Source organism: Nocardiopsis potens DSM 45234 (assembly GCF_000341105.1).
GTDB lineage: Bacteria > Actinomycetota > Actinomycetes > Streptosporangiales > Streptosporangiaceae > Nocardiopsis_A > Nocardiopsis_A potens.
Window position 1 is genome coordinate 1 of the sequence record NZ_ANBB01000059.1, and the last position, 22,934, is coordinate 22,934.

Sequence of the window (22,934 nt, forward strand, 5' to 3'; positions counted from 1 at the left end):
CCGCACTGGCCGAGGCCGGCCTGGAACCGGACTGGAACGGCAGCCCGTCCGAGCGGATCCTGGTGCCTATGGAGTGGCGGCGTCCGCTTCCGGCGTGAGGCCCCCGGCCGCGAGCCGCGCCCGGGCCGCCATCAGCGCGAACCCCAGCAGGTTCTCGCCGCGCCACCGGGCCGGGTCCGCGGCCCGCTCGTCGTCGGCGGCCAGCCCGATGCCCCAGATCCGGTCCAGCGGGCTGGCCTCCACCAGCACCCGGCCCCCGGTCCCGACCAGGTAGCCGCCGATCTCCGGGTTCTGCCCGAACTTGTGCACCGACCCCTCGACCACCAGCCCGAACCGGTGCTCCCGCCAGCGCTCCTCGTCGAAGCCGCGGACCTCGCGCCCGGCGTTCTTCGCCTCGGCCGGGGAGGACGCGGCCAGCACCCGGTCCAGCGCGCGCCCGTCATCGAAGAGCCGGGCCTTGCCGGCCATCATCCAGTGCTCCGCGGAGCGGTACCCCGTCCCGTCCACCGTGAAGTCCGCCGGCCACCACTGGCTCAGGCAGCCGGGGCCGGGGGCGCCGTCCCGGCGCGGCCGGTGCCCCCAGAAGAACAGGTACTTCCGCCGCTCGCCGCGTTCGACCGCGGCGATCAGCTCCCGCACCGACGCCGGTTCCGCCATGGATCCGCCCCTTCTCCGCCGCCGTACTCCCCTGCGGCCCCTCCGGGCCGTCCCCCGGAACCGCCCGCGGCCCCCGGCCGCGCCCTCCCCACCAGGTCGGCGGGGATGTACCGATTCGACCGGGAGTGGTCAAGGCGACTCGACGATTCGGCCCCGCCCGGCCGCGCTCCGCTGCTTTACTGGAAGCATGGGCGAGCGTTGGCAGGATCGCTTCCGAGCGGGCAGGATCAGTCTTCCCTCCTGGGCCGAGAAGGCCCCCGACCACTCCCTCTACCGCAGCAATTCCAGCGGCACCTGGGAGCTCTACACCTGGGACCGCGGCACCGGCGAGCAGCGCCAGGCCACCAAGCGGCACCACGGTACCGAGACCGGCGCCCTCGACCCCACCGGGGCCTGGCTGTGGTGGTTCGCCGACACCGACGGCGACGAGTTCGGCGTCTGGCGGCGGCAGCCGTTCGGCGGCGGCCCGGACGAGGAGGCCGCCCCCGGCCTCGCCCCCTCCTACATCGGCGGGCTCGCCCTGGGCACCTCCTGCTCCCTGGTCGGGCGCTCCACCGACGACGGCTTCAGCGTCCACCTGGTCCGCCCCGGCACCCCGCCGGCCGTGCTCTACACCCACCGCGAGGAGGGCTTCCTCGCCGCCATGTCCGACGACGAGTCCCTCTTCGCCATCGGGCACAGCGAGCACGGCGACTCCCGGCACATGGCCGCGCGGGTCTACCGGATCGCGGGTGAGGCCGCCGAGCCCGTCGCCGAGCTGTGGGACGGCCCCGGCAAGGACCTCACCCCGGTCGCCTTCGAGCCCGGCGGGCGCCGGCTGCTGGTGCTGCACGAGCGCCGCGGCCGGACCGAGCCCCTGGTGTGGGACCCGGTCACCGGCGAGGAGCGCGAGATCGACCTGGGCCTGCCCGGGGACCTGTCCGCCGGGTGGACCCCGGACGGCCGCTCGCTGCTGGTCTCCGCCGACCACCGCGCCCGCACCACCCTGCACCTGCACGACCTGGAGACCGGCCGGACCGAGCGGCTGGACACCCCGCCCGGCGTGGTGGCGGCGGCCGCGGCCCGCCCGGACGGCACCGTCGAGTACTCCTGGTCCAGCTCGGCGCTGCCCCCGGTGGTGCGGAGCACCGCCGGGGGCGTGGTGCTCTCCCCGCCGGGGACCGCCGCCCCGCCGTCGGTCCCGGTGCGCGACGCCGAGGTGGAGGGCCCGGGCGGCCCGGTGCACACCCTGATCTCGGTACCGGAGGAGGGCGAGGCCCCCTACCCCACCGTGTTCCTGGTGCACGGCGGGCCGCAGGCGCAGGACTTCGACTCCTTCTCCTCCGACGTCGCCGCCTGGGTCGACCACGGGTTCGCCGTGGTCCGGGCCAACTACCGCGGCTCCACCGGCTACGGGAGCGCCTGGCGGGACGCCCTGGAGCGGCGGGTCGGCCTCACCGAGCTGGAGGACATCACCGCGGTGCGCGACTGGGCGGTCCGCACCGGCCTGGCCGACCCGGACCGCCTGGTGCTGGAGGGCGGCTCCTGGGGCGGCTACCTGACCCTGCTCGGCCTGGGCACCCGGCCGCAGGACTGGACGCTGGGCATCGCCGCGGTGCCCATCGCCGACTACACCGCCGCCTACGCCGACGAGATGGAGGCGCTGCGCGCCTTCGACCGCTCCATGTTCGGCGGCTCCCCGGACGAGGTGCCCGAGCTCTACGCGCGCTCCTCGCCGATCAGCTACGTGCAGGACGTGGCGGCGCCGGTGCTCATCCTCGCCGGGGAGAACGACCCGCGCTGCCCGATCCGGCAGATCGACCGCTACATCGACCGGCTGCGCGAACTGGGCAAGCCGCACGAGGTGTACCGGTTCGACGCCGGGCACGGCTCCTTCGTGGTGGAGGAGCGGATCCGGCACATGGCGGCCGAGCTGGACTTCGCGCTGAGAAACCTCGGCATGGCCGCGGAGGGGCGCGTTCCGGGGACCGCTTAGCCGTGCCCGGGCAACCGCGCTACCTGTGGCTCGCCGAGCTGCTGCGCGGGCCGATCCTCACCGGTGAGCTCGGGCCCGGCAGCCGGCTGCCGTCCCGGTCCCGGCTGGCCCGCACGCACGGCGTCAGCGAGCAGGTGTCCCGGCACGCGCTGCGGCTGCTGGTCAGCGAGGGCCTGGTGGAGGCGCGCCCCGGCTCCGGCTACTTCGTCCGGCCGGTGCCCGCCGTGCACCGGTTCTCCCGCACCGACCGGGTGTCGGGCTCGGGGGTGGAGCCGCTGCGCACCGGCGAGGCGGAGATCGCCACCCTGCAGGCGGACAACGGGGTGGCCCGGCGGCTGGCGCTGCGCGACGGCGAGGCGGTGTTCCGCAGCCGCCGCCTGGGCACCTCCGACGGCCGGCCGATCGCGCTGCACACCGCCTGGGAGCCGGCCCGGCTGACCGCCGGGACGCTGCGCACCCCCGCCGACGCCGACCCGGGCACCGGGGTCCTGGACCGGCTGACCGCCGCCGGGATCGGCATCGACCGGGTGGTGGAGGAGGTCGGGGTCCGCCCGCTGCGCGAGCCCGAGGCGGCCGCGCTCGGCCTCGCCCCGGGGCTGCCCGTGCTGGTGGTGGAGCGCACCCACTTCAGCGGCCGCCGCCCGGTGGAGACCTCCGACCTGGTCGGCTCCACCGAGCACTGCCGCCTGGTGTACCGGCTCAGCCTGGCCCGCCCGCAGCGCCGCCGTCCCTGACCCGATGGCCCCGGCGCCGCGGAGGAGAAAGGGGAGGGCCCCGCCGGGACCGCGTCCCGGCGGGGCCCTCCCGCAGTCGGTGCCGCCCGGGTCAGCCCCGGGTGAACTCCTCGGCGACGACCTCGGCGATCTGCGCGGTGTTCAGCGCGGCGCCCTTGCGCAGGTTGTCCCCGCACAGGAAGAGGTCGAGGGAGTTCGGGTCGTCGATGGAGCGGCGGATCCGGCCGACCCAGGTCGGGTCGGTGCCCACCACGTCCGCCGGGGTGGGGAACTCCCCGTTGGCCGGGTCGTCCTGGACCACCACGCCGGGGGCCGAGGCCAGCAGCTCGCGGGCCTTGGCCGCGTCCACCTCCTGGGCGAAGGTGGCGTGCACGGTCAGCGCGTGCGTGGTGACCACCGGGACGCGCACGCAGGTGGCGGCGACCCGCAGGTCCGGGTGGCCGAGGATCTTCCGCGACTCGTTGCGGACCTTCAGCTCCTCCGAGGAGTAGCCGTCCTCCTTCAGCGAGCCGGCCCACGGCACCACGTTCATCGCCAGCGGCGCCGGGAACGGGCCCAGCTCGCCGACGGCGGCGCGCACGTCGCCCGCCCTGGTGCCCAGGGTGCGGTCGGCGGCGGCCTTCTCGATCTGGTCGTGCAGCGTGTCGATGCCCTCCTGGCCGGCGCCGGAGGCGGCCTGGTAGGAGGAGACGACCAGGTCGGTCACCCGGTAGGCGCGGTGCAGCGCCCCGATCGCCACGATCATCGAGAGCGTGGTGCAGTTCGGGTTGCTGATGATGCCGCGCGGCCGGTTGCGCACCTGGTCGGCGTTGACCTCCGGGACGACCAGCGGGACGTCGGGGTCCATCCGGAACGCGCCGGAGTTGTCCACCGCGACCGCGCCGCGGGCGGCGGCGATCGGCGCCCACTCCTTGGAGACCTCGTCCGGGACGTCGAACATGGCGACGTCCACCCCGTCGAAGACCTCCGGGGCCAGCGCCTGGACCTCGACCTCCTCGCCGCGCACGGTGAGCCGCTTGCCGGCCGACCGGGGCGAGGCGATCAGGCGGATCTCGCCCCAGACGTTCTCCCGGGTGGAGAGGATGTCGAGCATGACGGTGCCGACGGCGCCGGTGGCGCCCACGACGGCGAGGGTGGGGAGACGGTTGCTCATCGGCCGGTACCTCCGTAGACGACGGCCTCGACCTGGTCCGCGTCGAGCTGGAACTCGGTGTGCGCCGCCGCGACGGCGGAGTCGACCTGGTCCTCTTCAACGATGACGGAAATGCGGATCTCCGAGGTGGAGATCATCTCGATGTTGGTGCCGGACTTCGCGATCGCGTCGAAGAACCGCGAGGTCACACCCGGGTAGGAGCGCATGCCCGCGCCGATCAGCGAGACCTTGCCGACCTTGTCGTCGTAGCGCAGCGACTCGAAGCCGACCTTCTCCTGCACCTTCTTCAGCACCGACAGCGCGGTCTGGCCGGCGTCGGCGGGCGCGGTGAAGGAGATGTCCGTGCGCCCGGTGGCCGCGGCCGACACGTTCTGCACGATCATGTCGATGTTGATCTCGGCCTCGGCGAGGGCGTTGAAGATCGACGCGGCCTCGCCCACCCGGTCCGGGACGCCGACGACGGTGATCTTGGCTTCGCTGCGGTCGTGCGCGACGCCGGAGATGATCGGTTGTTCCATGCCTTCGCTTTCCTCGACTTCGGAGACGACCCAGGTTCCGGGCTTCTGACTGAAGGACGACCGCACGTGCAGCGGGATGTTGTACCGCCGGGCGTACTCGACGCAGCGCAGGTGCAGGATCTTGGTGCCGGAGGCGGCCATCTCCAGCATCTCCTCGTAGGAGATCTTGGGGATGCGCTGCGCGCTGGGCACGATGCGCGGGTCGGCGGTGAACACGCCGTCCACGTCGCTGTAGATCTCGCACGCGTCGGCCTCCAGCGCCGCGGCCAGCGCGACGGCGGTGGTGTCCGACCCGCCCCGGCCCAGCGTGGTGATGTCCTTGCTGTCCTGCGAGACGCCCTGGAAGCCGGCCACGATGCAGATCGCGCCCTCGCCGAGGGCCTCCTGGATCCGGCCCGGCGTGACGTCGATGATCTTGGCGTTGCCGTGCAGCGACGTGGTGATGACACCGGCCTGCGAGCCGGTGAAGGAGCGGGCCTCGTAGCCGAGGTTCCCGATCGCCATCGCGACCAGGGCCATCGACATGCGCTCGCCGGCGGTCAGCAGCATGTCCAGTTCGCGGCCGGGGGGCAGCGGGGAGACCTGCTCGGCGAGGTCGAGGAGTTCGTCGGTGGTGTCGCCCATGGCGGAGACCACCACGACGACGTCATAACCCGCTTTTTTCTGGGCGACGATCCGCTGGGCTACCCGCTTGATGGCCTCCGCGTCGGCGACGGAAGAGCCACCGTACTTCTGCACGATCAAAGCCACGGTCGGCGCTCCTGAGGATTGGGAATCACGTTGATCAGATATGGAGTGTAGCTTTCGGCTGTCATCGAATGCCCTCCCACCTGGGCTTAAGGCATCAGCGGCAGCCCTTACCCGCATCCGGGCGCGTTACTCGTGTTTCCGGCAAGTAACGCCGCCAACTCGGTCGATGCGGGCGCGGAACCGCCTGGTTCGGCGGCGGAACCGGATTTCGGTGTGAGTTAGAACTCCAGGCTCCGGCGGCCCTCGAAGGCCCGGCCGAGGGTGACCTCGTCGGCGTACTCCAGATCGCCGCCGACCGGCAGCCCGCTGGCCAGGCGGGTGACTTTCAGGCCCATGGGTTTGACCAGCCGGGCGAGGTAGGTCGCGGTGGCCTCGCCCTCCAGGTTGGGGTCGGTGGCCAGGATGAGCTCGGTGACCCGGCCGTCGGCCAGCCGCGCCATCAGCTCCTTGATCCGCAGGTCGTCCGGGCCGACCCCCTCGATCGGGCTGATCGCCCCGCCGAGCACGTGGTAGCGGCCGCGGAACTCCCGGGTGCGCTCGATCGCGACCACGTCCTTGGCCTCCTCCACGACGCACACCACCGCCTCGTCGCGGCGCGGGTCGCGGCAGATCCGGCACTCGCTCTCCTCGGCGACGTTGCCGCAGACCGAGCAGAAGCGCACCCGCTCCTTGACCTCGACCAGGGCGTTCACCAGGCGCTTGACGTCCGCGGCCTCCGCGGCGAGCAGGTGGAACGCGATGCGCTGCGCACTTTTGGGACCGACGCCGGGCAGCCGCCCGAGCTCGTCGATCAGGTTCTGGACCGCGCCTTCGTACATCGCCTACCCACCCTGCCGGTACTCGCTCCCCTCACGATATCCGGAGGCGGGCCGCCGCGGGGTCCCCCGGGGCGGCCCGCCCGCGGATCACATCCCGGGCAGGCCCGGCATCCCGCCGCCGGCCCCGGGCATCCCGCCGAGGGCGTCGTTGAGCGGGCCCATCTTCTCCTGCTGGAGCCGCTCGACCGCCGCCTCGGCGTCCCGGATCGCCGCGAGCACCAGGTCCGCGATGGTCTGCGCGGTCTCCGCCGGGTCGTCGGCGTCCACCGCCGCCGCGTCGATGCTGATGTCCTCCACGCTGCCGCGCCCGCTCACGGTGACCTTGACCAGCCCGCCGCCGGAGGTCCCCTCGACCTGGGCCTCGTCCAGCTGCTGCTGCGCCTCCATGAGCTGCTGCTGCATCTGCTGAGCCTGCTGCAGCAGGGCCTGCATGTCCATTCCGCCGCCAGGGTTCACTTGCCCACATCTCCCTCAGGTCTCGTGCCGACTCTGCCGAGCGTAACCGCTCGCGGCCGCCGGGATCCCCCAGGATTGGGCGCGCCCGCGCGCGGGGACCATTAAGGCGGTGCCGCCGCCGCGGCCCGCGGTGCGGCCGATCACGACCGGGACGGACCGCATGCTCTCAGCCGAGCAGCGCCACAGCGCGCTGATCGACGCCCTCGTCGCCGCCGGAGACCTCCGCGACCCCGCGCTGATCGACGCGTTCCGCGCGGTGCCCCGGCACCTGTTCGTGCCGCGCCGGGGCGCCGCCACCGCGCACGGCACCGCGCTGGACGCCGACACCCGCCCCGACCACTGGCTCGCCTCGGTCTACACCGACGACGCGATCGTCACCCAGATCGACGACGGCGACCCGGAGCGCCCCCGCGGCATCCCCACCTCCTCCTGCTCCGCCCCGACCGTGGTCGCCCGGATGCTGGAGGCCGCCGAGCTCCGCGACGGCCACCGGGTCCTGGAGATCGGCACCGGGACCGGGTGGAACGCCGCGCTGCTCGCCGCCCGGCTCGGCGACGACCGGGTCGTCTCGGTGGAGATCGACCCCGAGGTGTGGGCCCGCGCCCGCAAGGCGCTGCGCGCCGCCGGCCGGGCGCCGCCGGCGGTCCTCTCCGACGGCGCCGGGGGGCACCCGGCCGGCGCCCCCTACGACCGGACCATCGCCACCTGCGCCGCGGTCCGGGTGCCGCAGGCCTGGATCCGGCAGACCGCGCCCGGCGGCCTGGTGGTGCTGCCGTGGACCGCGGCGGAGGGCGCCGGGGCGCTGACCCGGCTGCGCACGGCCGGCGACGGCTCCGCGTCCGGCCCGTTCCTCTGCGGGCTCGGCTTCATGCCGCTGCGCTCCCAGCGGCCCCCGCCGGAGGCGCCCACCGCACCGGAGGAGGCGGTTCCGGACGAGACCCGGCTGCTCCCCGAGCCCGACCCGGTCTCCCCGCTGACCCGGTTCGCCTCGGCGTTCCCGGTCACCTTCATGGTGCCCGGGTGGCGGATGGGGCTGCGGCACTCGCCCGGGATCGGCGGCCGCTCGCTCTGGCTGGCCTCCGCCGACGGCCGGTCCTGGGCCCGGGTGGTGCCGACCGGCGCCGGGTGGCGGGCCGAGCAGGCCGGCCCGCGGTCGCTCTGGGACGAGGTGGAGGCGGCGCGGTCCCGCTGGACCGCCCTGGGCAGGCCGCCGCTGGAGCGGTTCGGCCTCACCGTGGAGGCGGACGGCCGGCACCGGGTGTGGCTGGACGCACCGGACGGCCCCGGGTGGCCGCAGGGGTGAGGACCCCCGGGCCGCCCGGGGCCGGTGTGCGTTCGGTGCGAGCCGCGCGTTCGGTGCGCGAGCGGCGCGCGGAACCGGGGATCAGCGCCCGCCGGGGGCGGCGCCCTCCCCGCCCGGTTCCCCGGTGCGCTTCCGGAACCGCTCCAGCAGCTCCCTGCGGGCCTCCTCGGACCCGCCGGACGCGCCCTTGCCGCGGCCGCCGCCGCGCAGCGCGCTCTTGGACACCTTGGTCCGCTGCCCGCCCACGCCGAGCAGGTTGTCTCCGCGCCCCTTGGCCATGGGGACCTCCTTCCGCCTCGGATGCGTCTCCCCGGGCGAAGGCGAGACGAGACGGTCCGCACCGCCACCCGGGCGCGTCCGACCATAAGCCGGGGCGCGCCCCGGTGTCACTCGGTTTTTCCGCCCCGGCACGGCCCCCGAGGCCCCCGTTGATCTTGGCGTTGCGGGGGTGTCAGAGCGCTCTGACACCCCCGCAACGCCAAGATCAACGCCCTGGGGATCGGCCCTAGGTGTGGTCGATCTCGTCGATGACCTTGCCGCCCAGTTCGGACTCGATCAGGGCGTAGGCGGACGGCGGCGGGCCGTCGTCGGCGTCCAGGTCGTTCTCCGGGTCCGGGACGTCCGGCTCCGGCGGCAGGTCCGGCTCGACGGCGTTCTCGTAGGGGTCGGGGGGCGGCTCCTCCAGCCCGGTCGCGATCCGCCGCGCCTGCTGGGCGGCGGGCGACGGGCCGGCCGCCGGAGCCGGCTCCGGGGCGGGCGGCGCCTGCCGCTGCGGCTGCGGGGCCTGCTGCGCCGGGGGCCGGGGCGCCGACGCCCCGCCCGCGGGAACCGCGCCGACCCGCACCTCCACCCCGAAGACCTGCTTGATCGCGGTCGCCACGATCTTGTCGCTGCCGCTGTTGGCGAACCCCTTGGCCTCGTTGGGGCGGGGGAAGCCGAGCTGCACCATGCCGCCCTCGACGCCCACCGGCATGATTCCGTTGCCGCTCAGCATCATCCAGGTGAACCGGCGCAGCCCCTTGACCGCCTCCATCACCTGCCCCCAGGAGGCCTGGAGCGCGCCGATGTCGATCGGGCCGCCGGACGGCGCGGAGGCCGCAGCGGCCGCGGGGGCCGGGGCCGGTTCGGGCTCCGGGGCCGGCGGCGCCCCCTGGCCGGGGCGGACCGCCTCGGGCCAGTCGTCGCCGCCCGGCGCGGGCGGCGCGCTCCGCTCCTCGGCCGGGGCGGGCTGCGGAGCGGGCGCCGGAGCCGGTGCCGGCTCCGGCCGCTGCTGCACCGGGGCGGCCGGGGGCGGCGCCTGCGCGGCCGGCGGTGCGGGCCGCTGGACCGCGGCGGGGGCCGGAGGCTGCTGGGCGGGGGGCTGCTGGACCGCGGGCGCCGGGCCGGCCGGCCCGCGCCGCTCCAGCTGCTCCACCCGGGCGAGCAGCGCCGCGCCGTCCTCGCCGTCCGCACCGGGCAGCAGGATCCGGGCGCAGAGCAGCTCCAGCAGCAGCCGCGGCGAGGTGGCGCCGCGCATCTCGGTGAGCCCCTGGTTGAGCACCTCGGCGGCCCGGGTGAGCTGCGCCGGGCCGAGCCGGGAGGCCTGGTCGCGCATGGCGTCCACGGCGTCCGGCGAGACGTTGATCAGCCCCTTGTCCAGGGCGTCGGGGACCGCGCCGAGCACGACCAGGTCGCGCACCCGCTCCAGCAGGTCGGCGGTGAACCGGCGCGGGTCGTGGCCGCCCTCCATCACCCGGTCGATCAGGCCGAAGGCCGCGGCGCCGTCCCGGGCGCCGACCGCGTCGACCATCTCGGAGAGCAGCGAGGAGTCGGTGTAGCCGAGCAGCGCGACGGCGCCGTCCCGGGTGATGCCCTGCTCGTCGGAGCCGGCCAGCAGCTGGTCCAGGATGGACAGCGAGTCCCGGGCCGAACCGGCCCCGGCCCGTACCACCAGCGGCAGCGCCGCCGGATCGTAGGCGACGCCCTCCTGGGTGAGGATCTCCTCCATCAGCTCGCGCAGCGTGCTCGGCGGGATCAGCCGGAACGGGTAGTGGTGGGTGCGCGACCGGATGGTGCCGATGACCTTGTCCGGCTCGGTGGTGGCGAAGACGAACTTCAGGTGCGGCGGCGGCTCCTCGACGAGCTTGAGCAGCGCGTTGAACCCCTCCCGGGTCACCATGTGCGCCTCGTCGATGATGTACACCTTGTACCGCGAGTTCACCGGCGCGAAGAAGGCCCGCTCGCGCAGGTCCCGGGCGTCGTCGACGCCGCCGTGCGAGGCCGCGTCGATCTCGATCACGTCGATGCTGCCGGGGCCGTCGGGGGCCAGCGCGACGCACGATTCGCACTGCCCGCACGGGTCCGGGGTGGGCCCCTGGTCGCAGTTGAGCGAGCGCGCCAGGATCCGCGCGCTGGAGGTCTTCCCGCAGCCGCGCGGACCGCTGAACAGGTAGGCGTGGTTGATCCGGCCGTTGCGCAGCGCTTGGCGCAGCGGATCGGTGACGTGCTCCTGCCCGCGCACCTCCCCGAACGTCGCGGGCCGGTACTTGCGGTACAGCGCGATGCTCACGGCGTGTTCACGGCTCCCTCCGCGGACCGGGGCACGGCCGCCGGCTCGGCCCCGGGGTCCCTGGTCGCATCCACGCCCCCATTGAACCCCTTCCCGACGACGGGCCGGGCCGCATCGAGGGATCAGGGGACAAGAAAGGACCCCCCGCGCACCCGCCAGAGCTTACTTATCCTTGCTGCCTTCCGGCCCTGGGGAGGTTCATAAGATGACGCCGCACGAGGGGTCTGCCCCCTATCGTATAGGACTCCGGGCCCGCTCCGCACCGCCCCGGCTCACGGACCGCGCCGCTCCGGCGCACGGCGGACCGCGCCTCCCTCTCCGCACGGGGCCGCACCGCCGCCGGCCGCCGGAGCGCACCGCTCCCCCTGCCCCCCTGCACCCCACCCCTCCGGAAACCGTTCGAAGCACCCCCGGCGGGCGTGTAGAGTTGTCTGCGGAGGATTCGCCTAGAGGCCTAGGGCGCACGCTTGGAAAGCGTGTTGGGGGCAACCCCTCACGAGTTCGAATCTCGTATCCTCCGCCAGCCTCTACGAGGCAGAACGAAGGGCCCCGACCGGGTGCGCGGTCGGGGCCTTCGTCGTTCCCGCACCGGGCAGCGCCTCCCGCTCCCCTCCCGGAGCCGAGGAGGACGCCGCGCCCGCCGGCCGGCCCGAGGCCGGACACCGCCCCTCACCGGAACCGGCCGGCCGCAGGCCGAGTGGCCCACTTCACACGATCCGCACTCCCCTGCTCCGGGACACCCGGGGCACCAGGGTTTTTCAATGAGAATTGAAATGGCCGACAATGGGGCGGCCCGGCTTTCGCGACCGCATACGAGCAGATCACCGACGCCTTTCACATTTCCCTCTCCACCTCCCGGACATGGGCCATCGGCCGCTTGCAGCGGCCACCGGCGGTGGATAGCATCTGGCCACCGAAATCGAGGGAATTCCCCAAAAGAAACACCTTTTCCGTTTTCAATGGCCGGGATCGGCGCCGTCCTGTATCGATCCCGGGAAAACGGGTGCGCCCCGGATTCGCCGGGTCCTTTGGACGCCGTGCGCGCACGGGCGCCGACACTCGAAGAAAGGATCTCCGCGTGAACCGTTTCAAGAAGGGCGCGGCCTCGCTCCTGGTCGCCGCGGCGGCGGCCTCCGGCGCCTTCCTCGCCGCAGCGCCGGCCGGGGCCGACACGGTGGGCGCCTACGGTCCTCCCAACGACACGAGGGTCGAGCAGAGGAACATGTCGCCGAGGGCCTGCGAGGTCAAGGCGAACATGCTCAACCAGCTGCCGCAGGGGTGGTTCCGCAAGTACTGGTGCGTCACCAGCAATCCCCCCAAGATGAACCTGATGAGCATGAGCAGGTGATTCTCCGCCGGGAGAGCGGCCCCGGGGTTTCCGCTCTCCCTTATTCGCGAATCGAAGAACGGCCCTGATCTCCTTCCGCCGACTTCTGTGCGGCGGAAAGGAAGGCCCCGGCCTAATACGCGGCCGGGGCCTTCGCCGTGTTCCCGGTCCTCCCGGGCCGGCGTCATTTCCTCCAGAAGAGCAGGTGGGTGACTCCGCTGGGGCTGGGCACCGTGTCGAGGTGGAACCGGTCGAGCAGTTCGGTGCGGCTCTCCCACAGCCGCTCGCCGCGGCCGAGGTCGACGGGGGCGACGGCGATGTGCATGGTGTCGACCAGGTCGGCCTCGAGGAAGGCCCGGATGGTGGCGACGCCGCCGCCGAGGCGCACGTCCCGGCCGTCCGCCGCCTCCTTGGCCCGGGCCAGCGCCTCGGCCGGCGCCGCGTCGAGGAAGTGGAACGTGGTGTCGGACAGGGTGAACGACGGCCGCTCGTGGTGGGTGAGCACGAAGACCGGGGTGTGGAACGGCGGGTTCTCCCCCCACCACCCCTTCCACTCGTGGTCCTTCCAGGGGCCGCGCTGGGGGCCGAACTTGTTCCGTCCCATGATCTCCGCCCCGATGTTGCGGGCGTAGTCGCGGGTCATGCAGTCGTCCAGGCCCCGGCTGCCGCCGGGCTCGGTGCGGTTCGGCCAGTGGGCGGTGGCCCCGGCCCAGGAGATGAGCGCGGCGGGGTCCGCGTGCCCGAAGGGCCGCTCCAGGCTCTGCCCCTCCCCGGCGCCGAACCCGTCCCGCGACACGGTGAAGCACTGCACCCTCAGCAGCTGCGACATGCATCCTCCTCGGTCGGTGAATCCGATTGCAACCGGCAACCGGTTGCGCATCATTACTACCGTGGGGGTGTGACAGGACCGACGCGGACCGACCGCCTGCCCGTCCCACCGGGGAAGTCCGGGTGCCCGATCAACCTCACCGTCGAGCTGCTGGGCGACCGGTGGAGCCTGGTGGTGCTGCGCGACCTCATGTTCGGCGGGCACCGGCGGTTCCGCGGGCTCCTCGGCAACTCGGTCGAGGGCATCGCGTCGAACGTCCTCGCCTCCCGCCTGGCCAAGCTGGTCGAGGCCGGCCTGCTCACCCGGCACGACGACCCGAGCCACCGGCAGAAGATCGAATACCGGCTCACCGAGGCGGCGATCCAGCTCGTTCCGGTCATGACGGAGCTGGGCGCCTGGGGCTCCCGGTGGCTCCCCGCATCGCGCGAGCTGTCCATCCGCGCCGAGCTCCTCGCCCGCGGCGGCCCCGAGCTGGGGGAGCGGTTCATGGACGAGCTCCGCGCGGTGCACCTCGAAGGCCGGCCGCAGCCCGCCGACGGCGTCCTCGCCGAGCTCACCCTGGCCTACGAGCGCGCCGCCGCAGGCGGGGAGTAGGGCACAGGGCGGCGGCCGGAGGAGCGGTGAGGGCCCCGGCCGGGTGCGCGGTCGGGGCCCTCGCCGGGTCCGGTCGGGGTCAGCCCAGGTGCCGGCCGTGCTCGGTGGCGAACTCGTCGCCGCCGTACCGGTCCCAGTTGATCGACCAGGCCATCAGGCCGCGCAGCCCGGGGTGGGCCCGGGCCGGGGTGTAGCCGGAGCAGCCCGTGCCGGTGGTCAGGCAGTCCCAGGCGGACCGGACCTCGGCGACCGGGGTGTGCCCGTTGCCCGCGTAGGGGGAGGCGGGCAGGCCGATGGCGACCTGCCCGGGGTCCAGCGGCGGGAAGACCTGCGCGGCGTCGCCGCCCACCGGGAAGCCGGTGAGCACCATGTCCGCCATCGCCTGGTGGAAGTCGGCGGTGCCCATGGTGTGGTACCGCCCGTCCAGCCCCATCACCGGGCCGGAGTTGTAGTGCTGGACGTGGAGCAGGGTGAGCCGGTCCCGCAGCGCGTGGATGACCGGCAGGTAGGCGCCGGCCCGCGGGTCGGCGCCGCCCCACTCGCCCCGGCCGTAGAACTGGTGGCCGACCTGCACGAAGAACGTCTCCGGCGCCATGGTGAGCACGAAGTCCGGGCCGTAGCGGCCGGTCAGGTCGCGCAGCGCGCCGATCAGGTTGGTGATCACCGGGGTGGTGGGCGAGCGGAAGTCGGTGTCGCCCTCGTCCAGGTAGAGCGAGTGGCCCTCGAAGTCGATGTCGATGCCGTCCAGGCCGTAGCGGTCGATGATCGCCGAGGCCGACCGGACGAACGCGTCCCGGGCGGCCGGGGTCTCCAGGGAGACCTGGCCGTTCTGCCCGCCGACCGAGAGCACGACCTTCTTCCCGCGCGCCTGCGCGGCGTCGATCTGGGCGGTGAACTCCTGCTCGGTGGGGACGCCCGGGCACTCCGCGGCCGGGCACAGCTCGAACTCCAGCTCTCCGGAGGTCGGCGAGGTGGGTTCGGCGAAGGCGAGGTGGATGATGTCCCACTGGTCGGGCACGTCGGCCAGGTCCACCCAGCCCGACCCGTTGGCGAAGCTCGCGTGCAGGTAGCCGGCGAGCACGCGGTCCGGGAGCGGAGCGGGGGCGGCGGGTTCCGCGGCGGCGGGGGCCGGCGCGAGCGAGGCCGCGAGCAGGGCCGCGGCGGCGGTGGCGAGGAAGCGGGGGATGCGTCGCACAGGGCACTCCAAGGGTCCGGGCCGCTACGGCCGCCCTTAATTGACAGGAAACCTTCCTGTCCGTTTCGGCGAAGGTAGGCCCGGACCCCGGCGCTGTCAACGGTCCCGCGGGCTATTCACCCGGGACCGCGCCCATCTCATCGGTCACCCCGCGCTCCAGCACCGCGGTGTGGCCCATCAGCGTCCCGGCCTCGCCCCAGGAGGCGTCCTCGGTGAGCACCCGGCGCTCTCCCAGGTAGGACAGGTCGCCTTCGGTGAAGATCCACTCCACCCGCTCCTTGGTCTCCTCGTCGACCCGGGCCACCGCGATCCCCTCCCGGCCGGCCGCGTCGGTCGCGGAATCCACCAGCCGCACACCGGGGATCAGCGCCGCCGCCCGGTACAGCGCCGCGCTCTGCTCCGGCGGCACCACCGTCTCGCCGGTCAGCTCCCCGATCACCTCGAAGGCCTGCTGGTCGGTGCGGGCACCGCCGCCGTCCTCGGCGCGGATCCAGGCCAGCAGCTCGGCGGGGTCGGTGGGCAGGTCCTTCATCAGCTCGTAGCTGCGCGCCGGGTCGCCGCCCTTCAGCGGGATGTCCTCGCCCCACTCCCGGATCAGCCCGTCCACCGGGGCCTCGTCCACGTCGACGACGGTCCCGCCGTCCGTCTCCCGCTCCGCACCGCCGTACCCCTGGGGGGCCGCGGCCAGCCAGACCTCCCGCTCGTGCAGCTCCTGCAGTCGCACCGGTCCGTCCATCTCCTTCCCGGCGGCCTGCTCGGCGAAGGCGATCTCGCTCCGGACGTAGACGTACTGCCCGGGCTCGGCCACCAGGTCCTCCTCCGCCGCGACCAGCGCGATCCGCTCCAGCTCCTCGGCCACCCCCGCGGTGCTCCCCTCGGCGACCTCCAGCACCGGCGCGGGCTCGGTGGGGATCTCCGGCCGGGGGAACAGCGCGTAGGCGCCGACCGCCAGCGCGGCGGCCAGCGCCGCGCCGGCCGGGACCAGCACCGCCGGCCGCCGCAGCCGGGGCCGGCGCCGCTCCCGCGGCTCCGCGCTCCGCCGGGCCTCCTGTGCTCGGATCTCCTGCACGAAATGCTCCCTCAGGGCGTCTCGGCGCTCGACCGGGAGGTCTTCGACCGCCGGCGCCGGAAGCAGCCGGGCCAGTTCCCCGCGCTCCTCGTCCCGGAAGGCGTTCATCGGCTCCCTCCCTGCATCGAACGGGACGCGAAGCCGCGTCCGCCCTGGTGCTGTCCGGCGGCCCGGGCGGGTTCCCGCAGTTCCCGCTCGGCCTCGGCGCGGAGCCGGGTGCGGGCCCGGGAGAGCCGGGAGCGGACCGTGCCGACCGGCACGCCCAGCGCCTCGGCGGCCGCCGCGTAGTCCAGCCCGGACCACACGCACAGCGCGATCACCTCCCGCTCGGCGCGGCGCAGCCGCCCCATGGCGCGGGAGACCGCCCCCAGCCGGTCGGCGTCGTCCATCCGCCCGACCAGTTCGTCGGAGAAGTCGGGGACCGCCCGCGGGGCCGGCATCCGGCCCAGCGCGGCCCGGTGCCGCCGCGCGCCGCGCGCGGCGTTGCGCTGCACGTTCACCGCGATGCCGAGCAGCCAGGGCAGCAGGTCGCCGCCGTCCGGCCCGTCCCCTTCCGGTCCGCCTCCCTCCGGCCCTTCGGGGCGGATCCGCTCCCGCAGCCGCCAGGCCTCCAGGAAGGTGATCTGCAGCACGTCCTCGGCGGTGCCGCGGTCCCCGGCGAGCCGCGCCGCGAACCGGTGCACCGCCGGGGCATGGGCGTCGTAGAGCCGCGCGAAGGCCGCCGGGTCCCCGGCGCGCAGCGCGCGGCGCGATGGTGGTTGCACGCCCTGTACTGTCCGCCGCCGCGCCGGGGTTCCGGTGGCGCCCGCCACCCCGGCGCGGGCGGCCGCTCAGGCGTCCAGCACCTGCCCGGCGCGCTTCACCACGGGGGGCTCCACCGACCACGGGAAGTTGATCCAGGCGTCCGTGCGCTTCCACACGTACTCGCACTTCACCAGGGACTGCGGCTTCTCGTAGACGACCGCGCTGCGCACCTCGGCGACGTGCTCCGCGCAGAAGTCGTGCACCAGTTTGAGCGTCTTGCCGGTGTCCGCGACGTCGTCGGCCACCAGCACCTTCTTCCGCCCCAGGTCCACCGCGTTGGGCACCGGCGGAAGCATCACCGGCATGTCCAGCGTCTCCCCCACCCCGGTGTAGAACTCCACGTTCATCACGTGCAGGTTCTTCACGTCCAGCGCGTAGCCCAGCCCGCCGGCCACGAACAGGCCGCCCCGGGCGATGGACAGGATGATGTCGGGTTCATAGCCGTCGTCGGCGATGGCCTGCGCCAACTCGCGCATGGCCGTCCCGAACAGCTCGTAGGTCAGGTTCTCGCGGCCCTCGTCGCTCACGGTCGCTCCCTCGGCGTCGCTCTCGGAGATGTTCGGCGGACCGGGGAGGTCTCCCCCAGCTCACAGCCCCTCCCCAGTATCGCGCCGAACGGGCGCCGCCCTGCGCCGCCCCGGGGCGCACCCGGGGGATTGACCTGAACCGCCGTTCAGGTCGTACCGTCCTCGCCATGACGAACACGAACTCCGCCCTGTCCGGCCGCGACCTCGACGAGGCGCGGATCCGCGAACTCGTCGCGCGCTCCCAGGAGGCGCAGACCGACCCCGGGGCCCTGCCCGCGCTGCACACCGACGGCGCCGTGGTCGTCAACATCGCGGGACGGCGCCTCTTCGGCCGCGAGGCCTTCGCCTCGGCCATGGCCGAGGCCCTCGCCTCCCCGCTCAAGGACGTCCGGACCACCCTGGAGGTGGAGGACATCAGGTTCGCGACCCCCGACACCGCCGTGGTGAGCCTGGTCAAGACGGTCCATGACGAGCGGCCCGAGGCCCGGGGCGCCTCCGGGTTCCCTGCCAAGGGCGCCATGAGCTACGTGCTCACCCGGGACGGCGGCGACTGGCGCATCGCCCTGGCCCAGACCACCCCGATCCGCTGACCCGGGGGCGGAGCGGGCACCGGCTCCGCCCTCAGTCGAGCTGCTCGCAGACCGCGATCCGGAACCGGAGCGCCCCTCCGCGGAAGGGGGCGAGGAGACCGCCCTCCTCGATGAAGACCAGGCACGCGTCGTCGCTCTCCCGGAGCACGGTCCGCCCCTTCGGGCGGGAGCAGATCAAGGGCGTGTGGGTGCGGGCGAGCTCCAGCATCCGGGCGCGGGCCTCCTCCAGGTCGGCGTAGGCGCCCAGCAGGGCGGCCCCCTGGTAGAGACCGCCCTGGCCGGACCGCTCCGGTTCTTCGAGCACCAGCCGCCACCGGCCGAGCGGGCGGGCCGGCGGCCCCTCCACGTCCTCGACGGTGACCTGCCACCACTTGGGACCGTCGCTCACGGCTCTCTCCCGTCGGATTCGGCTGACGAGCACACGGCCTCTGATGCCCCGTGCAGGCGCCGGGTTCGGGCGATCGGGGCCCGGGCACGGAAAAGGCCCGGGCTCACCAGTGTGAACCCGGGCCGGAAGCGGTGGAGGTGGGATTTGAACCCACGGAAGGTTGCCCTTCACTCGCTTTCGAGGCGAGCGCCATCGGCCACTAGGCGACTCCACCGAGAGGAACTCTACCCGAAACGGCGGCCGGAGAAGAAATCGGTGAGCAGATCCGCGCACCGCTCCCCCAGCCGCGGGGAGAGCAGGTCCGGGGGGACCACCTCGGGGCGGTGGTTCAGCCGGGGGTCGCGGACCAGGTCCCAGAGGGATCCGGCGGCGCCGGCCTTGGCGTCCCGGGCGCCGTAGGCGATCCGGTCGACCCGGGACAGCACCGCGGCGCCGGCGCACATCGTGCACGGCTCCAGGGTGACCACCAGGGTGCAGCCGGCCAGCCGCCAGCCGCCCAGCCGCCGGGCGGCGGCGCGCAGCGCGAGGACCTCGGCGTGGGCCGTCGGGTCCCCGGCGGCCTCCCGCTCGTTGCGGCCGGCCCCGACCTCCCGCCCCGAGGCGTCCAGTACGACCGCGCCGACCGGCACGTCCCCGGTCCGCAGGGCCAGTTCGCCCTCCTCCAGGGCGCGCTCCAGCGCCGCGTCCAGCAGGGCGCGGTCCTGCAGCGGGCCGGTGCCCGCGCCGGTGCCGTCCACGTCCCCCGTGCCCCTCCGTCAGATCCGCAGCGCGTCGAAGTGGTCGGCGAAGCCCGCCCGCTCCGCCAGCTCGGCGAGCACGTCCGCGGGCAGCGCCCCCTCGGCCGTGGTCAGCGCGAGCAGCTCCTCGGCCGGGGTGCCGAGGTCGGCGAGGAGCGCGCCGTCCCCGCCCGGCCGCGACCCGGGCTTCTGCCCGGTCCCCTCGACCTGCTCCGGAGCGGTGATCGTGCCGCTCTCCAGGAACAGCGCGGCGACCGGGTGGTCGTGCACCGAGCGGGTGTCGGAGAGGAACACCCGCGGCTCGGCGCGGTCGTCCACCCGGAGCACGCCGAACCACTCGTCGTCGGCCTCCAGGAAGAGGAGCATCGTGCCGTCCGCGGCGCCGGGGTCGACCGCGCCGGCCGCGTCGCGCACCGCGTCGGCCAGGTCGTCGATGGTCGCGGCGTCCGCCGCGTCCACCTCGGCCGCGCCCCAGCCCGCCGCGGCGGGGAAGAAGACCGCTGAGAAGGTCGACACCGCGTGCTCCCGTCCTCTCTCCTCCCGGGGACCCGCCCCGGCGGCGGGCCGTGGGATCCCCTACCCCATGCTGTCCAGGGCACGCTGGAACGCCTGCTGGAATCCGAGCCGCTCGGAGACGCTGGCCAGCACCTCGTCCGGGTACAGGTCGAGATCGCCGGCGAGGGCGCCCAGCTCCATCTCCTCCAGCCCCAGGTCGGCGAGGATGGACAGGTCCCCCGCGGGGAGCACCTGGTCCAGGTCCTCGTCGTCGGGGAGGTCGATGTCCAGGTAGTCCAGCACCTCGCGGGCCACCTGCCAGTCCACCGAGGCGGTCACGTCGGAGAGGAAGACGCTGACGTTGTCCAGGCCGTACATCCGGACGATGATGAAGAAGTCGTCGCCGACCGAGACCAGCCCGATGGCCCCGCTGATACTGGGCTGCTGCCGGAGCGCGTGCAGCAGGCCCTTGAAATCCCTGGTGAGGACCTCGGGGAGCAGATAGACGTCCCAGAGATCGTCCTCACGGTAGGCGACGGCCGCGAAGTCGCCTTCGCCGGGCAGGTCGTCGCTCTGGTCGAGTTCCGTCATCGCCACCCCATCAGGCCGGTCATGATCGGGACAGAATCGCAGATCCGTCCCGGCTGCGTCATCGTAGCCGTCAAGCCCCGCCACGCCCGTTCCTCCCCTCACGGTTCCGCCGCCGTCCGCGTGCACGCCTCCATTAGATCGGACATCCCGCCCTCCTGCGCACCAGACGGCGAACCCGGTACGGCCCGGATTTCCGGACGCACCGGGGGCGCGGCGCGCACCGTTAGAATCGGACGCCGAATCCCGCACGTTTCGCCAGCTCACCGGAGTGTTCAATGGAGACCCTGGTCGTCGACCACCCGCTGGTCGCGCATAAGCTCACCACCCTGCGCGACCGGCGCACCGACTCCCCCACCTTCCGGCGGCTCACCGATGAGCTGGTCACCCTGCTCACCTACGAGGCCACCCGGGACGTGCGGGTCTCCCAGGTGACCGTGGACACCCCGCTGCAGCCCGCCCCCGGCGTCCAGCTGACCCGGCCGACCCCGCTGGTGGTGCCGATCCTCCGGGCCGGCCTGGGCATGCTCGACGGGATGACCCGGCTGCTGCCCACCGCCGAGGTCGGCTTCCTCGGCATGGCCCGGGACGAGGAGACGCTGCAGCCCGCCACCTACGCCGACCGGCTCCCCCAGGACCTCTCCGGGCGCCAGTGCTACGTGCTCGACCCGATGCTGGCCACCGGCGGGACCCTGGCCGCCGCCCTGAAACTGCTGGTCGACCGGGGTGCCGACCACGTCACGGCGATCTGCCTGCTGGCCGCGCCCGAGGGGTTGCGCGCGGTGGAGCAGCGGCTGACCGAAACCCTCGGCGAGGGGCACGGCGCGACCCTGCGGGTGGTCACCGCCGCCGTGGACGAGCAGCTCAACGAGCACGGGTTCATCGTCCCCGGCCTGGGCGACGCCGGGGACCGGCTCTACGGGAACTTCTGACCTGCGCCTCCGCCCCCCATGCGTCCGTCCCGACACGGGATGGACGCATTTTTGTATATGTGTCGACTTCAGTGAATGAACGTCCGAAAACAGGGCAGAAGGCCACTGATCGACGGGTTCGCCCCTGGCGGCCGCCGACACGACCGGACGCGGTGGGATTTTGATCAGCCGAATTGATTCTGATACGAAGATGTGACACTTCGGAGCGATCATGGTCCCGGCCCCGAACCATCGATCATGCCCATCCGAATTTCCGCACCCGCCCGGGAGTCTCCCGCCCCGGACCGCGAAAGCGGAGATCACCGCGGAGCGCACCCGCCCACCCCTGCCCGCCGAGGAGTGAGATGCCCGAGCAGACCGAAACCGCGCCCCTCGACCTCGACCCCCTTGCCGACCGGCTCGGCACCGAGTTCGCCGGCGTGCACGACGGCGCCACCGTCCGCAGATGCCTGGGCGCGGCCCTCCAGGGAGCCCTGGAGGTGACCGGCCGAGCCGCCCCCGACCTGGTGGAGCGGATCGCCCGCCAGCACCTGCGGGTCCTGGAGATGGCCCTGGCCGAGCGCGGCTGACCCCGCACCCGCTCCCGCCCCGCCGGCACCGGGAGTGACAAGGGACACACCGGAAAACCGGGGACGCCACGCCGAAGACGGGCATCCGGCTTTACGGGCTCGAGCGACGGTGTAACAATCAGCTTGGGTCGGTGGGTCAGCTTGCTTTGTTGGGGAGTCGGCTATGGCGAAGTTGAAAAAATGGCTGGGGTACGCCCTCATCGCCTTCGTTGCCTTTTATCTGCTCACTCAGCCTGAAAGCGCGGCGGGAGTCATCCACACCGGCCTCGGCGGGCTCATGTCCGCGGCCGAGTCGCTGTCGCGCTTCGTGAACGCGCTCGGCGCATAGGGGTCCCTGCGGCCATGAAGCTCGTAGCATCGTCCAACCGGGCTCCCGCATCCGTCAACCGCTACCTTCTCCCGCACGAGCAGGACGTCGTCACCATCCGCCGGCACCCCGCGGTGCTGATGGGCCCGGTGGCGCTCGTGCTCGGCGCGCTGATCGTCGCGGGCATCCTGAGCAACACCGCCCTGGCCGCCACTCCGGCGGCGCTCGCCGTCATCTGGTGGGTGTGGCTGCTCGTGCTGGTGTGGTTCGTCTGGAAGGTCGCGGAGTGGTCGGTGGACTACTTCGTCATCACCTCGGCGCGGCTTCTGCTCACCACGGGGCTGATCACCCGGCAGGTGAACATGATGCCGCTGGGCAAGGTGACCGACATGCGCTTCGAGCGGACGATCCTCGGCCGCTTCCTCGGCTACGGAACCTTCGTCATGGAGTCCGCCGGCCAGGACCAGGCACTGAGCAGGATCAATTTCGTGCCCTACCCCGAGCAGCTCTACCTTGAGGTCGTCGGCCTGATCTTCCCCGACAAGGGGTGACCACCAGGCCGTCCCCGGCCCGAGCGCCCGCCCACCGGCGGGCGCTTCTTCTTTGCCCGCCCGGTCCGCCCGGATCCGCCCCGGACCACCGGGTTCACCCGCTCCACCCCCATTTGTTCACCTTCTGTTCACTTTCGGCGGCCGCTCCACCCCCGGGGCCGCCCGCTCACCCTGCCCACGGGCGTCTCCGCGGACGAAACCCGGGAATCCAAATTGACTCTTAGGTGAACGACGGGTTAACGTGGTCCATCTGAAAGCTGAAGCAGGGGGTGAAGCCATGGCTCGCAAGCCGCCGACCCTGGCGACTCAGACCGGTCGCCCCGCGGTCCGCCGCCGGACGCGGAGCACCGTCGTCCGCCGCGCACCCGGCCTCTCCCGCCGGACCGGCGAGGGTCTTCCCGCGCCCCGCCCGGCCGCCGAGGAGGACACCGCCCCGAAGCGCCCGACCCTGACCTGGGTCCTGGCCACCGGCCCCGACGGCCGCACCCGGCCCGAGGCCCACTGGGTCTGAGCCGGACGA

General features: G+C 73.6%; 28 protein-coding genes, 2 tRNA genes and 1 other RNA gene. 13 read left to right on the top strand and 18 right to left on the bottom strand.

Annotation, left to right across the window (positions count from 1 at the left end; genetic code table 11):
- Nucleotides 1–20 precede the first annotated feature (20 nt).
- A complete protein-coding gene (locus D459_RS37590; RefSeq protein ID WP_394296702.1) occupies nucleotides 21–98 on the top strand; it encodes a hypothetical protein in 78 nt (25 codons plus the stop codon).
- Here the strand turns inward: D459_RS37590 and D459_RS0123690 are convergent.
- On the bottom strand, nucleotides 67–657 hold the full coding sequence (locus tag D459_RS0123690) for an NADAR family protein (RefSeq protein WP_017595489.1): 591 nt from the start codon (nucleotides 655–657) through the stop codon (nucleotides 67–69). The genes D459_RS37590 and D459_RS0123690 overlap by 32 nt on opposite strands.
- A gap of 187 nt (nucleotides 658–844) precedes the next feature.
- On the opposite strand from D459_RS0123690, the gene D459_RS0123695 reads away from it, so the two are divergent.
- Entirely contained in the window at nucleotides 845–2,632 is a 1,788-nt protein-coding gene (locus D459_RS0123695; protein WP_017595490.1) for a prolyl oligopeptidase family serine peptidase, read from the top strand.
- A 2-nt stretch (nucleotides 2,633–2,634) separates the two neighbouring features.
- Nucleotides 2,635–3,366, top strand: coding sequence for a GntR family transcriptional regulator (locus D459_RS0123700; RefSeq protein WP_017595491.1), 732 nt, complete (start codon nucleotides 2,635–2,637; stop codon nucleotides 3,364–3,366).
- A 91-nt stretch (nucleotides 3,367–3,457) separates the two neighbouring features.
- Here the strand turns inward: D459_RS0123700 and D459_RS0123705 are convergent, their stop codons facing one another.
- From D459_RS0123705 to D459_RS0123720, 4 genes are all read right to left on the bottom strand, one after another.
- On the bottom strand, nucleotides 3,458–4,519 hold the full coding sequence (locus D459_RS0123705; RefSeq protein WP_017595492.1) for an aspartate-semialdehyde dehydrogenase: 1,062 nt from the start codon (nucleotides 4,517–4,519) through the stop codon (nucleotides 3,458–3,460).
- Entirely contained in the window at nucleotides 4,516–5,787 is a 1,272-nt protein-coding gene (locus D459_RS0123710; RefSeq protein WP_026120702.1) for an aspartate kinase, read from the bottom strand. Before D459_RS0123710 ends, D459_RS0123705 begins: the two co-directional genes overlap by 4 nt.
- Before the next feature lie 218 nt (nucleotides 5,788–6,005).
- Entirely contained in the window at nucleotides 6,006–6,605 is a 600-nt protein-coding gene (recR, locus tag D459_RS0123715; RefSeq protein ID WP_017595494.1) for a recombination mediator RecR, read from the bottom strand.
- 87 nt (nucleotides 6,606–6,692) lie between these two features.
- On the bottom strand, nucleotides 6,693–7,043 hold the full coding sequence (locus D459_RS0123720) for a YbaB/EbfC family nucleoid-associated protein (protein ID WP_017595495.1): 351 nt from the start codon (nucleotides 7,041–7,043) through the stop codon (nucleotides 6,693–6,695).
- A 178-nt stretch (nucleotides 7,044–7,221) separates the two neighbouring features.
- Here D459_RS0123720 and D459_RS0123725 point away from each other — a divergent pair, with 178 nt between their 5' ends.
- Nucleotides 7,222–8,364 (top strand): methyltransferase domain-containing protein, encoded by a 1,143-nt coding sequence (locus D459_RS0123725; RefSeq protein ID WP_026120703.1) that lies wholly within the window; start codon nucleotides 7,222–7,224, stop codon nucleotides 8,362–8,364.
- An 81-nt stretch (nucleotides 8,365–8,445) separates the two neighbouring features.
- On the opposite strand, the gene D459_RS0123730 is transcribed toward D459_RS0123725, so the two are convergent.
- From D459_RS0123730 to ffs, 3 genes are all read right to left on the bottom strand, one after another.
- Nucleotides 8,446–8,643, bottom strand: a complete 198-nt coding sequence (locus tag D459_RS0123730) for a DUF6243 family protein (RefSeq protein WP_017595497.1) — start codon at nucleotides 8,641–8,643, stop codon at nucleotides 8,446–8,448.
- A gap of 226 nt (nucleotides 8,644–8,869) precedes the next feature.
- Nucleotides 8,870–10,912 (bottom strand): DNA polymerase III subunit gamma and tau, encoded by a 2,043-nt coding sequence (locus tag D459_RS0123735; protein ID WP_017595498.1) that lies wholly within the window; start codon nucleotides 10,910–10,912, stop codon nucleotides 8,870–8,872.
- A gap of 132 nt (nucleotides 10,913–11,044) precedes the next feature.
- Nucleotides 11,045–11,140: signal recognition particle sRNA small type (ffs, locus tag D459_RS34640), an RNA gene on the bottom strand.
- A gap of 207 nt (nucleotides 11,141–11,347) precedes the next feature.
- Here ffs and D459_RS0123740 point away from each other — a divergent pair.
- Nucleotides 11,348–11,435 (top strand) — tRNA-Ser (locus D459_RS0123740).
- Nucleotides 11,436–11,990: 555 nt separating this feature from the next.
- The gene (locus D459_RS0123745; RefSeq protein ID WP_017595499.1) at nucleotides 11,991–12,260 is read left to right on the top strand and encodes a hypothetical protein; all 270 of its coding nucleotides are present in this window, start codon (nucleotides 11,991–11,993) and stop codon (nucleotides 12,258–12,260) included.
- Between the two features lie 163 nt (nucleotides 12,261–12,423).
- Here D459_RS0123745 and D459_RS0123750 read toward each other — a convergent pair whose 3' ends face one another.
- Complete coding sequence (locus D459_RS0123750) at nucleotides 12,424–13,068, bottom strand: dihydrofolate reductase family protein (RefSeq protein WP_017595500.1); 645 nt, start codon at nucleotides 13,066–13,068, stop codon at nucleotides 12,424–12,426.
- A gap of 69 nt (nucleotides 13,069–13,137) precedes the next feature.
- On the opposite strand from D459_RS0123750, the gene D459_RS0123755 reads away from it, so the two are divergent.
- Nucleotides 13,138–13,662: a winged helix-turn-helix transcriptional regulator gene (locus D459_RS0123755; protein ID WP_017595501.1), complete on the top strand. Its 525-nt coding sequence runs from the start codon at nucleotides 13,138–13,140 to the stop codon at nucleotides 13,660–13,662.
- Between the two features lie 79 nt (nucleotides 13,663–13,741).
- Here D459_RS0123755 and D459_RS32565 read toward each other — a convergent pair whose 3' ends face one another.
- The 4 genes from D459_RS32565 to D459_RS0123775 form a co-directional block, all read right to left on the bottom strand.
- On the bottom strand, nucleotides 13,742–14,857 hold the full coding sequence (locus tag D459_RS32565) for a chitinase (protein WP_017595502.1): 1,116 nt from the start codon (nucleotides 14,855–14,857) through the stop codon (nucleotides 13,742–13,744).
- A 112-nt stretch (nucleotides 14,858–14,969) separates the two neighbouring features.
- Nucleotides 14,970–16,034: a CU044_5270 family protein gene (locus tag D459_RS32570; protein ID WP_017595503.1), complete on the bottom strand. Its 1,065-nt coding sequence runs from the start codon at nucleotides 16,032–16,034 to the stop codon at nucleotides 14,970–14,972.
- The gene (locus tag D459_RS0123770; RefSeq protein WP_017595504.1) at nucleotides 16,031–16,690 is read right to left on the bottom strand and encodes an RNA polymerase sigma factor; all 660 of its coding nucleotides are present in this window, start codon (nucleotides 16,688–16,690) and stop codon (nucleotides 16,031–16,033) included. The genes D459_RS32570 and D459_RS0123770 overlap by 4 nt, the downstream gene beginning before the upstream one ends.
- A gap of 66 nt (nucleotides 16,691–16,756) precedes the next feature.
- Entirely contained in the window at nucleotides 16,757–17,257 is a 501-nt protein-coding gene (locus tag D459_RS0123775) for a phosphoribosyltransferase (RefSeq protein WP_017595505.1), read from the bottom strand.
- 167 nt (nucleotides 17,258–17,424) lie between these two features.
- On the opposite strand from D459_RS0123775, the gene D459_RS0123780 reads away from it, so the two are divergent.
- On the top strand, nucleotides 17,425–17,847 hold the full coding sequence (locus D459_RS0123780) for an SgcJ/EcaC family oxidoreductase (protein WP_017595506.1): 423 nt from the start codon (nucleotides 17,425–17,427) through the stop codon (nucleotides 17,845–17,847).
- Nucleotides 17,848–17,878: 31 nt separating this feature from the next.
- On the opposite strand, the gene D459_RS0123785 is transcribed toward D459_RS0123780, so the two are convergent.
- From D459_RS0123785 to D459_RS0123805, 5 genes are all read right to left on the bottom strand, one after another.
- Entirely contained in the window at nucleotides 17,879–18,235 is a 357-nt protein-coding gene (locus D459_RS0123785) for a hypothetical protein (RefSeq protein ID WP_017595507.1), read from the bottom strand.
- Nucleotides 18,236–18,364: 129 nt separating this feature from the next.
- Nucleotides 18,365–18,449, bottom strand: a tRNA-Ser gene (locus D459_RS0123790).
- Nucleotides 18,450–18,459: 10 nt separating this feature from the next.
- The gene (locus D459_RS0123795; RefSeq protein WP_017595508.1) at nucleotides 18,460–18,972 is read right to left on the bottom strand and encodes a nucleoside deaminase; all 513 of its coding nucleotides are present in this window, start codon (nucleotides 18,970–18,972) and stop codon (nucleotides 18,460–18,462) included.
- An 18-nt stretch (nucleotides 18,973–18,990) separates the two neighbouring features.
- The gene (locus tag D459_RS0123800) at nucleotides 18,991–19,488 is read right to left on the bottom strand and encodes a tRNA adenosine deaminase-associated protein (protein WP_017595509.1); all 498 of its coding nucleotides are present in this window, start codon (nucleotides 19,486–19,488) and stop codon (nucleotides 18,991–18,993) included.
- 60 nt (nucleotides 19,489–19,548) lie between these two features.
- Nucleotides 19,549–20,058, bottom strand: a complete 510-nt coding sequence (locus D459_RS0123805) for a tRNA adenosine deaminase-associated protein (protein ID WP_017595510.1) — start codon at nucleotides 20,056–20,058, stop codon at nucleotides 19,549–19,551.
- A gap of 275 nt (nucleotides 20,059–20,333) precedes the next feature.
- On the opposite strand from D459_RS0123805, the gene upp reads away from it, so the two are divergent.
- From upp to D459_RS0123830, 5 genes are all read left to right on the top strand, one after another.
- On the top strand, nucleotides 20,334–20,987 hold the full coding sequence (gene upp, locus D459_RS0123810) for a uracil phosphoribosyltransferase (RefSeq protein ID WP_017595511.1): 654 nt from the start codon (nucleotides 20,334–20,336) through the stop codon (nucleotides 20,985–20,987).
- 344 nt (nucleotides 20,988–21,331) lie between these two features.
- Nucleotides 21,332–21,556, top strand: a complete 225-nt coding sequence (locus D459_RS0123815) for a hypothetical protein (protein WP_017595512.1) — start codon at nucleotides 21,332–21,334, stop codon at nucleotides 21,554–21,556.
- A 163-nt stretch (nucleotides 21,557–21,719) separates the two neighbouring features.
- Nucleotides 21,720–21,884 carry a hypothetical protein gene (locus tag D459_RS36210; protein ID WP_017595513.1) on the top strand — a complete coding sequence of 55 codons (165 nt, stop codon included), beginning with the start codon at nucleotides 21,720–21,722 and terminating at the stop codon, nucleotides 21,882–21,884.
- 14 nt (nucleotides 21,885–21,898) lie between these two features.
- The gene (locus D459_RS0123825; RefSeq protein WP_017595514.1) at nucleotides 21,899–22,414 is read left to right on the top strand and encodes a PH domain-containing protein; all 516 of its coding nucleotides are present in this window, start codon (nucleotides 21,899–21,901) and stop codon (nucleotides 22,412–22,414) included.
- 277 nt (nucleotides 22,415–22,691) lie between these two features.
- Entirely contained in the window at nucleotides 22,692–22,925 is a 234-nt protein-coding gene (locus D459_RS0123830; RefSeq protein ID WP_017595515.1) for a hypothetical protein, read from the top strand.
- The last annotated feature ends 9 nt before the right edge of the window (nucleotides 22,926–22,934 follow it).